Annotated in this window: 8 protein-coding genes; 6 read left to right on the forward strand and 2 right to left on the reverse strand. The window is 76.3% G+C overall.

The features are described from left to right. Positions 1-26: 26 nt before the first annotated feature. Positions 27-1,631: a serine/threonine-protein kinase gene (locus CKY47_RS08730; protein WP_306745165.1), complete on the reverse strand. Its 1,605-nt coding sequence runs from the start codon at positions 1,629-1,631 to the stop codon at positions 27-29. A 70-nt stretch (positions 1,632-1,701) separates the two neighbouring features. Continuing rightward, a complete protein-coding gene (locus CKY47_RS08735; protein WP_306745166.1) occupies positions 1,702-2,340 on the reverse strand; it encodes a CoA transferase in 639 nt (212 codons plus the stop codon). A 237-nt stretch (positions 2,341-2,577) separates the two neighbouring features. Here CKY47_RS08735 and CKY47_RS08740 point away from each other — a divergent pair, with 237 nt between their 5' ends. Genes CKY47_RS08740 through CKY47_RS08765 form a run of 6 tightly spaced genes read left to right on the forward strand, consistent with a single transcriptional unit; the run spans position 2,578 to position 13,734 of the window. Further along, on the forward strand, positions 2,578-6,117 hold the full coding sequence (locus CKY47_RS08740) for a WGR and DUF4132 domain-containing protein (protein ID WP_306745167.1): 3,540 nt from the start codon (positions 2,578-2,580) through the stop codon (positions 6,115-6,117). Between the two features lie 25 nt (positions 6,118-6,142). Continuing rightward, positions 6,143-7,219: an ATP-binding protein gene (locus CKY47_RS08745; RefSeq protein WP_306745168.1), complete on the forward strand. Its 1,077-nt coding sequence runs from the start codon at positions 6,143-6,145 to the stop codon at positions 7,217-7,219. Then, positions 7,219-9,528, forward strand: a complete 2,310-nt coding sequence (locus tag CKY47_RS08750; protein ID WP_306745169.1) for a DUF5682 family protein — start codon at positions 7,219-7,221, stop codon at positions 9,526-9,528. The genes CKY47_RS08745 and CKY47_RS08750 overlap by 1 nt, the downstream gene beginning before the upstream one ends. Continuing rightward, a complete protein-coding gene (locus tag CKY47_RS08755) occupies positions 9,525-10,628 on the forward strand; it encodes a VWA domain-containing protein (RefSeq protein ID WP_306745170.1) in 1,104 nt (367 codons plus the stop codon). Before CKY47_RS08750 ends, CKY47_RS08755 begins: the two co-directional genes overlap by 4 nt. Beyond that, positions 10,628-12,502 (forward strand): YehQ family protein, encoded by a 1,875-nt coding sequence (locus CKY47_RS08760; RefSeq protein ID WP_306745171.1) that lies wholly within the window; start codon positions 10,628-10,630, stop codon positions 12,500-12,502. Before CKY47_RS08755 ends, CKY47_RS08760 begins: the two co-directional genes overlap by 1 nt. 59 nt (positions 12,503-12,561) lie before the next feature. Then, the gene (locus CKY47_RS08765) at positions 12,562-13,734 is read left to right on the forward strand and encodes a cytochrome P450 (protein ID WP_306745172.1); all 1,173 of its coding nucleotides are present in this window, start codon (positions 12,562-12,564) and stop codon (positions 13,732-13,734) included. The last annotated feature ends 2 nt before the right edge of the window (positions 13,735-13,736 follow it).

A 13,736-nucleotide genomic window follows, 5' to 3' on the forward strand; every position in this document is an offset into this window, starting at 1 on the left:
CGCGGGCGGCGCGGTCGCCGCGCCGGTCACGGCGACTGGCTGTCGATCAGCCACTGGCCGTTGGCCTGCACCAGCGTGTAGACGTGGTTCTCCTGCTCCCGGCCGCCGCCGGGCCGCGTGTAGGTGATGGTCGCGGCCACCGTGTTCGGGCCGGTCACCTGCACGTTGCTCGCCTCGACCTCGGAGAAGTCGTTCCAGAAGTCCTCGTAGCCGGCGTAGGTCAGGCCCCGGGACGCCTTGAAGTTGTCGCTCAGGCGGGCGAACAGGCCCTGGAGGTTGCCGGGCATCTGGCCGTAGTAGTCGCTGATCGCCTGGTCGGGCGTGGCGGGGGTGGGCGCGGGCGCGTCGGAGGTGGTGGTCGTCGCCTCCGCCTGGGTGGTCGTGGTCGTCGTCGCGGTCGGTTCCCGCTGCTCCTCGGTGGTGCCCTGCGGCTGGTCGGCGGGCGGCCGGTCGTCCTGGGTGGCGGGTGTGGTCGTGGTGCCCGGCTGCGCGGCCGGCGACTCCTCCCCGTCCCGGTTGAGCAGCCACACCAGCAGCCCGGCCACGGCCACGACCAGCAGCACGCCCGCGAGCCCGAGCAGCGCCTTGCGGTTGCCGCCGCGGTCCTCGTCCCCGGATCGGGGCGCGGGGTCCGCCGGTGGCGGGTTCGGGCGCGACGCGGGGGGCGGCGGGGCGGTCTGCGGCGGGGCGGCGGGGCGGGGCGGGGGCGTGGTCCGCGCCGCCGGCGCGGGGGACGACGGCTCGGGTTCGGGTGTCGGTTCGGGGTCCGGCAGGCTCGTCATGATCGCGGTCGCCGCCGGGGCCTTCGCCGGAACCGGTACCGGGGCGCCGTCGAACCTCACCTCCTGGAGCATCCGCGCGGTCTCGGCCATGGTCGGCCGGGTGGCCGGGTCCGAGTCGAGCAGGCGCATCAGCACCGGGGCCAGCGGACCGGCGTTCGCCGGCGGCGGGAACCGGCCGTCGGCGACCCGGTGCAGCAGGGCGATGGTGTTGCCGTCCAGGCCGAACGGCGGTTCGCCCTCCACCGCGGCGTACAGGGTCGCGCCGAGCGCGAACACGTCGGCGGGGAACTCGCCCTTCCCGCCGCGGGCCACCTCCGGCGACAGGTAGGCGGGTGTGCCGACCAGCATCCCGGACGCGGTCACGGTCACCTCGTCGGCCGCGCGCGACGTGCCGAAGTCGGTCACCTTGACCGTGCCGAACTCGGTGACCAGCACGTTGCCGGGCTTCACGTCGCGGTGCACGACGCCGGCGGCGTGCGCGGCGGCCAGGCCGGACGCGAGCTGCGCGCCGATCCGCGCGACCTCCTCGGCCGGCAGCTTGCCGCGCTCGCTCATCACGGTGGCCAGGCTGCGCGACGGCAGGTACTCCATGACCAGCCACGGGTGCCCGTCGTGCTCGACGACGTCGTAGAGGGCGATCACGTTGGCGTGCTGGAGGCGGGCGGCGATCCGGCCCTCGCGCACGGCGCGGTCCACCGACTCCTGGTCGAACCCGGTGCGGGCCAGCAGCTCCTTGACCGCCACGACGCGGCGCAGCCGGACGTCCTCCGCGCGCCACACCACGCCCATCCCACCCGAGCCGATCCGCTCGGTCAGCTTGTACCGACCTGCGATCGTGCGGTCCTCCACCGGTGCTCCCAACGTCGCGCGCACGTCAGCGCCGGGGGTACCCGATGAGGTGACCCCTCGAACGTGTGTCTCAGTCGTAACACTTCCAGTAGGGGTTTGTCCGCTCACCACGCGGGAGGAGTCGGCACGTGATCAACACACCGTTCCGCGCGGTGGCGGGCACCACGTCCACAGCGGATTCCGGGCTGTCGCCCCAACGCCAGGTCGGGGCGGCCGGACCCCACCGCGTCGGCCCGCGTTCCCAGCCTGCGGGCGCGCCCGCGTGGTGCACGGGTGGTGCACGGGTGGTGCGGCGTGCCGCAGCGGGCCGTGGGGCGACGGGGTCGTGGTCGGGCGCCTGCGCGGGCAGCGCGCCCGGCACGCCGCCGCCACCCCCCTCGTGGCCCCGGGCCGACCGGGCGACGACCAGGTCCGGCCGCCTCGCCGGCAGCGCGTCGGGCGCCAGGCCGTGGCGGTCCAGGGCGCCGGGGCGGTAGCCGGTGACCACGACGTCCGCCCGGTCGAGGAGGTCGTCGCACGCCCGCCGGTCGCGGGTCGTCGAGGCCGGCGGGGTCGAGCGCCGGCCCGTCCCGGTGTCCGCGTGCGCGTCCGGCTCCTCGGGCAGTCGCGGGGAGGTCGACCGGTGGCAGGGCGCGGCGGTCGGCGGTCGTGCGGCGCGTCTCGACCAGCGGGCTCCGGGTGGGGTCGGCGCGTCGCGGTCGTCGGGCACGCCGAGCGTGCGCAGCGGCCGGTCGCGGTGGTGCGGGTCGGGTCGCGCACCGGCAGCCGCTCGGGCAGCACGTCACCTGCTCCGCGGTACTCGACCCCGTCCTCCGCGCCGCCGCCGGGAGCCGTCCACAGTGAAGCCGCAGCGTGGCCCGCGGCACCATTCCGCGTGCGCGGGAACGGGGATTGTCGTACCCCCGTCGTAGTGTCCGCCACGACTCGATCAAGCAGGGGGTGTGACGTGCGCAGGTGGGAACTCGTCGAGGGCGGCTCCGCCAAGTTCTGGGAGGTCGGCCGGAACGGGACGGCGGTGACCGTCCGGTACGGGCGGCTCGGGGCCGGGGGCCAGGCGAAGGAGAAGTCCTTCGGCACCGAGGACGCCGCGGCGGCGCACGTCGCGAAGCTGGTGCGGGAGAAGGAGAAGAAGGGCTACCGCGAGGTCACCGGGCAGCTGCCGGGCACGGCCGGGCAGCTGCCCGGCGCGGAGTCGTCCGTCGAGGCCGCCGGCGGGCTGCCGGACGAGGACTCGTTCGTCCTGCCGCGGTCGTGGTGGGCGGGCGTGCACCCGCGGCGCGACGGCGTGGTGCGCCGGGGGGCGTCGCCGAGGCCGAAGGCGGTCGGGACCGTGCGGGACGCGCTCGCCGCGTTGCCGCCCAAGTCGCGGGCGGCGCTGGAGGAGCGGGACAGCGAGCGGGAACTCGTCGACGCCGCCCTCGCCCACCTGGCCGGCGCGGCCACGCCGCTCGGCGCGGGCGTGGTCGCGCGGCTCCTGGTGGGCGAGGGCATCCCGATGGCGCCCGTGGTGGAGGCGTTCGCCGACGCGTGGGTGGTCGAGCACGGCCTGCCGTTCGCGGCGCGGGCCGTGGTGGAGCTGTGCCGGGTGGAGTTGCACTGGACGAGCGCCGGCCGCCGGGAGACGCCGCGCGTGCTCCGGTTCCAGGCGCCGCGCACCGGCCGGTACCCGGACTCCGTGTCGGGCGGCGTGGTCGGCGCGCGGGTGCGGGAGCTGATCGCCGCGGCGGAGCGGGTCGAGGACGTGGAGCAGGCGCTGGAGGAGTACCTGGGCGACCCGGTGGCCCGGTTCGCCGTCGCCTACCTCGTGCCGCACCGACGCGACTGGGTCGACCGCGTGTGCGAGGACGTCACCACCCGCGGTCACGCCCACGACTGGTTGCGGCTGCTGCACTCGATCGGCAGACCGGAGCAGCTCCAGCAGGTCGTGGAGCAGGACTGGGCGTCCTGGCGCCTGGGCCGGGACCGCACGCTGCACTCGGTGCTCGACGGCGTGGGTCCCGCCGCGGCGCCCGCGCTGGCCACGCTGCTCGACCACGACCCGAGGTCCGACCTGCGCAAGCTGCTGCTGGACGCGTTCGTCCAGCTGCCCACGGACGAGGCGTTCGCGCTGCTGCTGGCCAGGGTGGCCGAGAAGGGCGTGCAGCCCGCCGTGCAGGAGATGGCGCGGCGCTTCCCGGTGCGCGCGCTGCGGCTGCTGTCCGAGGCGTCCGGGCCCGCCGCCCGCCTGCTGCTCAAGGCACACCTCCAGCGCCACCCCGGGCTGCCCGAGCAGGTCGAGCTGTCCCCGGTCGGCCGCGCCGCCGTGGAGGAGCTGCGCGCCGCCGCCGCCGACCGGCTCGACGACGCGGTCGACGGCCTGCCCGAACTGCTCGTCAGTCCGCCGTGGACGGTCGAGCGCGCGCCGGTGGAGCCCGTCGTGGTCACCGGGCTCGCCGCGCCCGCGCACCGCGCGGTCGAGTGGGCGCCGGGCGAGCGGGAGGCGTGGGTCGCGGCCGGCCTGCCCCGGCACCTCCCCGACATGCCCGGCGGCTGGTCGTCGGCCGCGCGGGCGTTCGAGGAGGGCACGCTGCCCTGGCACACGCAGGCCGGGTTCTTCCTCCACGGGCCGGAGGAGCTGGTGACCCCGCTGGTCGACGCGTGGCGACCGCCCCAGTCGTGGGAGGCCGAACAGCTGGCCAAGGCGCTGGTGGTGCGGTTCGGGGAGCGGGCGATCGGCCCCGTGCTGCACATCGCGTCGTTCCACCCGGCGAGCGCCGGTCCCCTGCTGGGGCCGCTCGTCTCGACCGAGGTGGCCGAGCGGGTCGCGGACTGGGCGTCGCGGCTGAAGTCCGCGCGCGCCGGCGCGGTGGCGTGGGTGCGGCGGCACCCGGCGCACGCCGCCCGGTTCCTGCTGCCCGCCGCGGTGGGGCCGACCGGTCCGCTCCGGCGCGCCGCGGAGGCCGTGCTGCGACTCGTGCCCGACCAGGCGCGCGAGGCGGCGCGCGAGCACGGGCCGGAGGCGGAGCGGGCGATCGGGCAGCTGCTGACCGCCGACCCGTTCGCCGCGCTGCCCGCCAAGGTGCCTGTGCCCGGCGACTGGGCCGACCCGGCGCTGCTCCCCCAGGTCGTGGTGCGCGGCACCGGGCGCGCGCTGCCCGCCGAATCCGTCGGCCACGTGCTGACGATGCTGGCGCTGTCCACGCCGGACGAGCCGTACCCCGGTCTCGAGGTGGTGCGCGAGCTGTGCGAGCCGGCGTCGCTGGCCGCGTTCGGCCGGGAGCTGTTCCGGTTGTGGCAGGCCGCCGGGATGCCGTCGAAGGACTCGTGGGCGATGACGGCCCAGGGCCTGTTCGGCGACGACGAGACGGTGCGCGTGCTCACGCCGCTGATCCGGGCGTGGCCTGGCGAGGCGCAGCACCAGCGGGCCGTCGCGGGCCTGGACGTGCTGGCCGCGATCGGCACCGACCTGGCGCTGGTGTCGCTGAACGGCATCGCGCAGAAGGCGAAGTTCAAGGGTCTCAAGCAGCGCGCGCAGGAGAAGATCGCGTCCGTGGCGGCGGCGCTGGACCTGGCCCCGGAGCAGCTGGCCGACCGGCTCGTGCCGGACTTCGGCCTGGACGAGGCGGCCACGCTGGTCGTCGACTACGGGCCGCGCCGGTTCACCGTCGGGTTCGACGAGCAGCTCAAGCCGTACGTGCTGGACGAGGACGGCAAGCGGCGCAAGGACCTGCCCAAGCCGGGCGCGAAGGACGACCCGGAGCGCGCCGTCGCCGAGCACAAGCGGTTCGGCGCGCTGAAGAAGGACGTGCGCTCGGTCGCCGCCGACCAGATCGCCCGGCTGGAGCTGGCGATGGTGCTGGGCCGCCGGTGGAGCGCCGCCGAGTTCCGCACCCTGCTCGCGGGCCACCCGCTGCTGTGGCACATCGTGCGGCGGCTGGTGTGGGTGACCGACGGCGGCGCGTCGTTCCGGGTGGCCGAGGACCGCACCCTGGCCGACGTCGCGGACGACGCGTTCGAACTGCCCGACGACGCCCGGGTCGGTGTGGCGCACCCCCTGCACCTGGGCGACGACCGGGCGGCGTGGTCCGAGGTGTTCGCCGACTACGAGATCCTCCAGCCGTTCCCCCAGCTCGGCCGTCCGGTGCACGCGCTGGACGGGGCCGAGCGGCGCGCGGCGAAGCTGGAGCGCTTCGAGGGGGCGGTCGTGCCGGTGGGCCGCCTGCTGGGCCTGACCAAGCGCGGTTGGGAGCGTGGGCAGCCGCAGGACGCGGGCGTCGAGTGCTGGATCACCCGCCCGCTCGCCGACGGCGGTTCGGTCGTGGTGAACCTGGACCCCGGCATCGCGGTCGGCATCCCGCACGAGTTCCCGGAGCAGAAGCTCACCGACATCTGGGTGACCGACGCGTCGGGCCCCGGCTGGAGGCCGCACGGCGGTCGCACGTTCGGCGAGCTGGACCCGGTGACGGCGTCCGAGGTGCTGGCCGAGTTCACCGCCCTGACCAGCTGATGCACCTCACCACCGGGAGACGAGCATGACCGACCCGCAGCTCCAGCGACCGCCCGCCGAGGTGCGGTTCGCCGACGAGTTGGCCCGGCTGCGCGAGGACGACACGGCGCCGCGCCCGCCGGGGTGGGCGCTGAGCCTGGTCGCGGCGCGGCGGTTCATCGTGGGCGACGAGCGCGCCGGGATCAGCCGGAAGTTCGTCGGCGACCCGTCGTTGATCGACCGGTCGCTGGTCACCCTCGCCACCAGCCGCGGCCTGATGCTGGTGGGCGAGCCGGGCACCGCGAAGTCGCTGCTCTCCGAGCTGATCGCGGCGGCGGTGAGCGGCGAGTCGACGTTGACCATCCAGGGCGGCGCGGCGACCACCGAGGACCAGGTCAAGTACTCGTGGAACTACGCGCTGCTGGTGTCCGAGGGGCCGTCGTCGCGGTCCCTGGTGCCCGCGCCGATGCTGCGCGGCATGGCCGAGGGCAAGGTGGTGCGGTTCGAGGAGATCACCCGCTGCCCGCTGGAGGTGCAGGACAGCCTGCTGTCGCTGCTGTCCGAGCGCGTCGTCGCGATCCCCGAGCTGCCCGGCCCGGACGGCATGGTGTTCGCCCGCGACGGGTTCACCGTCATCGCCACCGCCAACACCCGCGACCGGGGCGTCAACGAGATGAGCGCCGCGCTCAAGCGGCGGTTCAACTTCGAGACCGTCTTCCCGATCGCCGACTTCCGCACCGAGCTGGAACTGGTCGAGCAGGAGTCGACGAGGCTGCTGGAGCGGTCCGGGGTGGGCGTGCCGCCGCGCCGCGACGTGCTGGAGGTGCTGGTGCGCACGTTCCGCGACCTGCGCGGCGCGGGGCAGCCGGCGGACCGGCTGTCCACGGTGATGAGCACGGCCGAGGCGGTGTCGGTGGCGCACGCGGTGGGTTTGCGCGGCTGGTACCTGCGCGGCGAGGCCGGGTCGCCCGCGGACGTCGTGGAGTGCCTGGCCGGGACCGCGGCCAAGGACAACGCGGACGACCTGGCCCGGCTGCGGCGCTACCTGGAGCAGCAGGTGCCGCGACGCACGGGTGAGCAGTGGCAGGCCCTGCACCGGGCACGCCACCTGCTGCCGGGCTGATGGGCGCCGTCTTCGTCGGCGTCCGGCACCACAGCCCGGCGTGCGCGCGGCTGGTGGCGTCGACGATCCGGGAGCTGCGACCCGCGCACGTGCTCGTCGAGGGACCGGCGGACGTGAACGGCCGGCTCGACGAGCTGCTGCTCGGCCACGAGCTGCCGATCGCGATCTTCACCTACCTGCGCGACGGCGACCGGTCGCACGCGTCGTGGACGCCGTTCTGCGACTACTCGCCGGAGTGGCTGGCGCTGACCACCGGCCGGGAGGTCGGCGCGCGGGTGTCGTTCATCGACCTGCCCGCGTGGCACCCGGCGTTCGCCGAGCGCGGCAACCGGTACGCCGACGCCGAGCTGCGGTACGCGGAGGTCGTCGACCGGCTGTGCCGCGAGTTCGCCGTGGACAACGTGGACGCGCTGTGGGACCACCTGGTGGAGGTCGCCGACCCGGAGGGGCTCGCCGAGCGGCTGACGGCCTACTTCGACCTGGTGCGCGGTGCCACCCGGATCGGCGACACCCGGATCGGCGGACCCCTGAACGGCGACGTGGAGGTCGGTGCCGTGGAGGTCGGGCACGACGACGCGGCGCGCGAGGCGCACATGGCGGCGTGGGTGCGCGCGGCGGTGGCGGACGCGGGCGACCGGCCGGTGGTCGTGGTGACCGGCGGGTTCCACACCCCGGCACTGCGGGAGCTGGTCCGGACCGGCGGCGACGCGTGGCCCGAGGTGCCCGCTCCCCCGCCGGGCGCGCGCGGGGCGAGCTACCTGGTGCCGTACTCGCACCAGCGGCTGGACGCGTTCACCGGCTACCAGTCGGGGATGCCGTCACCGGAGTACTACCACCGGCTGTGGACCGACGGGGCGGCGGGCGCGGCGACGGCGCTGGTCGAGTCGGTGGTGGCGCGGCTGCGGCAGCGGCGGCAGCCGGTGTCCACCGCCGACCTGATCGCCGCCCGCACGCAGGCCGAGGGCCTGGCCCGGCTGCGCGGCCACGCGCACCCCTCGCGGGTGGACGTGCTGGACGGCCTGGTGAGCGCGCTGGTCTCGGAGGACCTGGCGCAGCCGCCGCCGTGGTCGGCGCGCGGGCCGCTGGCGGTGGGCACCCACCCGGCGGTGGTGGAGGTGGTGGCCGCGCTCAGCGGCGACCGCGTCGGCCGCCTGCACCCGACGACCCCCACCCCGCCGCTGGTGGGCGACGTCGGCGCGGAGCTGTCGCGGCTCGGCCTGGACGGTGCGGGCCGCGTGTCGCTGGACCTGACCGATCCTCGCGACCTGACCCGCAGCCGCGTCCTGCACCGGTTGCGGGTGCTCGGCGTACCCGGTTTCCACCGGCGGTCCGGCCCGTCCGGCGGCGGTGACCCGGTGGCCGCCGAGCGGTGGCACCTCGAACCCGTCGACACCCGGCTGCCGGCGCTGGTGGAGGCCGCCGCGCACGGGGCGACGCTCGCCGAGGCCGCGGCCGCCGCCTTGCACGACCGGGTGCCGCACGCGGGCGTGGCCGCGTTGGCCGGGCTCCTGTTCGACGCGGCCCTCTGCGGCGTCGACACCCTCTCCTCGACCGTGACCGACACCCTGACCCTCGAGGTCGCCCGAGCGGCCGACCTGGGCGCGCTGGGCGCGGTGCTGACCGACGTGCTGGGCCTGTGGCGGCACGACTGGCTGCTGGGCTCGGCCGGCAGCCCCGTCCTGGGCGGTGTCCTGGACGCGGCGGTCACCAGGGCGCTGTGGCTGGCGGAGGGCGTGCGCGGCGGTCCGGCCCCGGCCGATCCGGCCAGGCTGCGGGCACTCGTGGGCACGCGCGACGCCCTGGTGCACGCGGCCGGCGCGCTGGAGGTCGACCGGGCGCGGGCGGTCGCCGTGATGCGGCGGGTGGCCGCGACCGCCGGCGCTCCGCCGGACCTGCGCGGCGCGGCGTTCGGCTTCGCCTGGTCGCTCGACGGCCCACCGCCGGACCACGTGGCCGTGGTGCGGGACGTGGCGGCCCCCTCGACGCTGGGCGACTGGCTCGCGGGCCTGTTCGCCGTCGCGCGCCAGGAGGTCCTCACGGACGAGGCCGTGGTCGGCGCGCTGGACGAGGTCGTCGGCGAACTGTCCGAAGAAGACTTCCTGGTCGCGCTCCCGGCGCTGCGGCAGGCGTTCGCGCACTTCCCGCCCGCGGAGCGGGAGGCGATCGCCTCGGTGCTCCTGGCCCGCCGCGGTTCCGGCGGTTCGGCGCGGGCGCTGGTGCGCACGTCGGTCGATCCGCTGCTGGTCGCGGAGGCCCGCGCGCTGGAGGCGAAGGTGGACGCGGTGCTCGTGCGGGAGGGGTTGGCGTGAGCGACCTGGAGCGGTGGCGGTTGATCCTCGGTGAACCCGCGTCGGCGGCAACCGGGCGGCTGGCCGGTGACGCCGCGCGGCGCGACGCGGCGCTGGAGTGGCTCTACGGGCGCGACCCCGACCTGGTGGAGCGGGGCGTGCGCACCGGCGGCACCGGGGACTCGGTGCTGACCACGGTCGACTGGCTGGACGACGTGCACCGCCTGTTCCCCAAGGAGACCGTGGAGCGGCTGGAGCGCGACGCGGTCGAGCGGTACGACATCACCGAGGTGGTGACCGACCCGGGCGTGCTGGAGCGGATCGAGCCGAACGCGGCGCTGCTGCGCGCGGTGCTGCGGACCAAGCACCTGATGAACCCCGACGTGCTGGCGATGGCGCGGCGCATCGTGGAGGCCGTGGTGCGCGACCTGGTGCGCAGGCTGGCCCGCGAGGTGCGGCAGTCGTTCACCGGCACCCGGTCGCGCCGGCCGAGCAACCACAGGCTGTCGCGCAACTTCGACTTCCGGGGCACGGTCCGCGCCAACCTCGCCCACTACCAGCCGGACGAGCGCCGGCTGCTGATCGAACGCCCGCGGTTCACCTCGCGCACCCGGCGGCACGTCGACCGCCGGCAACTGGTCCTGGTCGTGGACCAGTCGGGGTCGATGGCCGGCTCGGTGATCCACTCGGCGGTGACCGCGGCGTGCCTGTGGGGCCTGCCGGGGCTCACGACGCACCTGGTCGCGTTCGACACGAACGTCGTCGACCTGACGTCGGACGTGACGGACCCGGTCGAGCTGCTGATGAAGGTGCAGCTGGGCGGCGGCACGGACATCGCCCGCGCGGTCGAGTACGCGGCGGGCCTGGTGGACAACCCGCGGCGGGCGATCGTCGCGGTGGTCACCGACTTCTTCGAGGGCGGCGACGCGCACCACCTGGTGCGGACCGTGCGCGGGCTCGTGGAGCAGGGCACGCAGGTGCTGGGGCTGGCCGCGCTGGACGAGGACGCGAACCCCGTCTACGACCGCGACCTCGCCCAGCGGCTGGCGAACGTCGGCGCGCACGTCGGCGCGATGACACCGGGGCAGCTGGTCGAGTTCGTCGCGGAGAGGATGGGCTGATGCGCGCCGACCTGCTCGCGCTCACCGCGGACGCGCTGGCCTCCCTGGCCAACCGCGGCCTGGTGAAACGGGCGACCAAGGAACTGGACGCGGGCGCCGGGCCGGTGCTGGGCGTCGAGGGCGGCACGGTGACGGGCCGGTTCGCCGACGGCGTCGAGGTCGCGCTCCCACCGGGCGCCGGGCTGGACCGGGCGTCGTGCACGTGCGGCGCGGCGGGCGTGTGCCGGCACCGGGTGGCGGTCGTGCTGGCCTACCAGCGGGAGCACGGCGAGGCGGCGTTCAGCCCGTGGTCGCCCGGCGCCATCACCGACGACCGGCTGCGCGACCTGCTCGGCGACCGGGTGCTGACCGCGGCCCGCCGCGTCCACCGCGCCGGGCTGCCCGTGCGGCTGACCAGGCCCACGGCCGCCGACCCGGTGGCGACGGCCGAGCTGCCGTCGTGCACGGTGCGGTTCCTGGTGCCCGGCGAACTCGGGTACGTGCACACGGACGCGGCGGCGGCCGGCCGCGACCAGTGGGCGGCGCTCGCGGTGTGGGCGTTCCGCGAGGCCGACGAGCGCGGGCTGACCGACGACGTGGTGCGGTTCGACGTCGGCGGCTCGGCGGACGACGCGGCCGGCGGCATGGACGCGGTGCTCGGCCTGGCGGACGTGCTGCTGCTCGACGGCGCGGCCACCGCGAACCCGGTGTTCGAGGCCGCCCTGGACCGCGCGCGGGCGGACCTGGTGACCGCGCGCCTGCACTGGCCGGCGCTGGCGGTGGAGGAGCTGGCGGGCGCGTTGCGGGCGTACCGGGCGCGCAGCGCGCACCACGACCCGGCGCACGTGGCCGGACTGCTGACCGAGCTGCACGCCCGTGCGCGCGCGACCGGCCCTCGTTCGCAGGTGCTCGGCACCGAGGAGGCCGCCGAGACGCCGTTGCGGCGCGTCCGCCTGACCGCGCTGGGCTGCCGCGTGCACGCCACCGCCGAGGACCGCACGGTCGAGGTGTTCTTCGCCGACGGCGGCACGGTGCTGGTGCGGCGGCACCACTGGCCGGTCGGCGAGGGGGAGCGCCCGACGGGCCACGACCTGGCCGGGCGCAGGCTGAGCGGCGCGTCGCTGGCCGACCTGGCCGCGTCGACCGTGGTCTCGGAGTCCGCCACCCGCAGCGCGGGCCGCCTGGTCCGGGTGGGCGCGCGGGCGTCGACCACGTCGGTCACCCCGCTGGGCCGCTCCTGGGAATCGCTGCCGGACAGCCTCGTCGTCCGCGACCTGACCGCCGCCGGCGACGAGTGGGACGCCCTGCCGCCGCGCGTCGTCCGCCCCAGGGTCGCCGCCGAGCTGGTGCGGGTGGTGCGCGTGGCCGGGGTGGAGCGGATCGCCTACCACCCCGGCGCGCAACGCCTGGACGCCCTGGTCACCGACGGCGCGGGCGCCACCGCCACCATCTCCGCCACCCACCGCCCCCACTGCCCGGCCGCGCTGGACGCCCTGGCCGGGGCCCTGCCGACCGCGACGCACGTGAGCGGCGAGCTGCGCCGGTTCCGCGGCGGCCTGGTGATCGACCCGATCGCCGTGCTCACCCCCACCGGCCTGGTGGTCCCCGACCTGGCGACCGGGGCCACGTCCCTGCGCACCGGCGAACCCCCGACCCCCGACCCGCTGACGTCCACAGTGGACTCGGCCCTGGCGGTGTGCGCGGAAGCGGCCCACCGCGGCCTGCGCCACCTGGCACCACCCCTGCGCGACCGGGCCCGCGCCACCGCCGACGCCCTGCGCCGCCTGGGCCTGCGCACCGCCGCCGACCTGCTGACCGCGTTCGCCGACGACCCGACCCCGGCCACCTGGCACCCCGCCCACCTCCGGCTCATGATCACCGCCGAACGCCGCTGACCCCGGCACCGGCGGCTCGCCGCCGCCCACGTCGGTCCGGCGGGGCTAAGGTCGATCACGTGGACTACCCGTTCCCGCGCCACCCCGGGTTCGACCCGCCCGCGCCGTTCGCCGAACTGCGCGACACCTCCCCCGCGTGCCCGGTGTCGCTGCGCCACGGCCAGCGGTCGCACCTGCTGACCAGGTACGCCGACGTGCGGGCCGTCCTGCGCGACCACGAGCGCTTCGGCTCGGACCCGGGCACGCCGGGCTTCCCGCAACTGCGGCCGGTGGTGGACCGCAAGGCCGCGCCCGGCAGCTTCCTGGTCACCGACCCGCCCGAGCACACCCGGTACCGGCGGATGCTGACCGGCGAGTTCACCGTGCGCCGGATGGCCGCGCTGGAGCCGCACGTCGAGCGCATCACCCGCGACCGCCTCACCGGACTGCGCACCGGCCCGCGCCCCGCCGACCTGGTGACCGGCTTCGCCCTGCCCGTCCCGTCCGACGTGATCTGCCTGCTGCTCGGCGTCCCGGTGGCGGACCAGGAGTTCTTCTCCACCCGCAGCCGCGCCCACCTGAACCGGGCGCTGGCCGCCGAGCAGGTGCAGGCGGCGCTGGACGAGCTGCACGCCTACCTCGCCGACCTCGTCCGGACCCGCCGCGCCGGGCCGCGTGACGACCTCGTCAGCCGCCTGGTCGCCGACCCGACCCTCACCGACGAGGAAGCCGTCGGCATGACCGTCCTGCTGCTGGTGGGCGGGCACGAGACCACCGCGAACTCGATCGCCCTGTCCGTGCTCGCCCTGCTGCGCGACCGCAGCCGGTGGGAGGCGCTGGTCGCCGACCCGCGCCTGGTGGACAACGCGGTCGAGGAGCTGCTGCGCTACCTGAGCCCCGTGCACCAGGGCGTGGTGCGGGCCGTCAGGGCGGACACCGAGGTGGCGGACCGGCGGCTCGGCCCGGGTGACGGCGTCATCGCCTCGCTGTTCGCCGCGAACCGCGACCCGGCCGAGTTCCCCGACCCCGACCACCTCGACCTCCGCCGCCGCCGGGCGAAGCGGCACCTGGCGTTCGGCACCGGCGTGCACCAGTGCATCGGCCACCTCCTGGCGCGGCTGGAGATGCGGGTCGCGCTGCGCGCCCTCGTCACCGACCTGCCCGGCCTGCGCCTGGCCGTGCCGTTCGAGGACGTCGAGTTCACGTTCGACGCGCCGATCTACGGCCTGCGCGCCCTGCCGGTCACCTGGTAGCG

It is taken from the genome of Saccharothrix longispora (genome assembly GCF_030852425.1).
Taxonomy (GTDB): Bacteria; Actinomycetota; Actinomycetes; order Mycobacteriales; family Pseudonocardiaceae; genus Actinosynnema; species Actinosynnema longispora.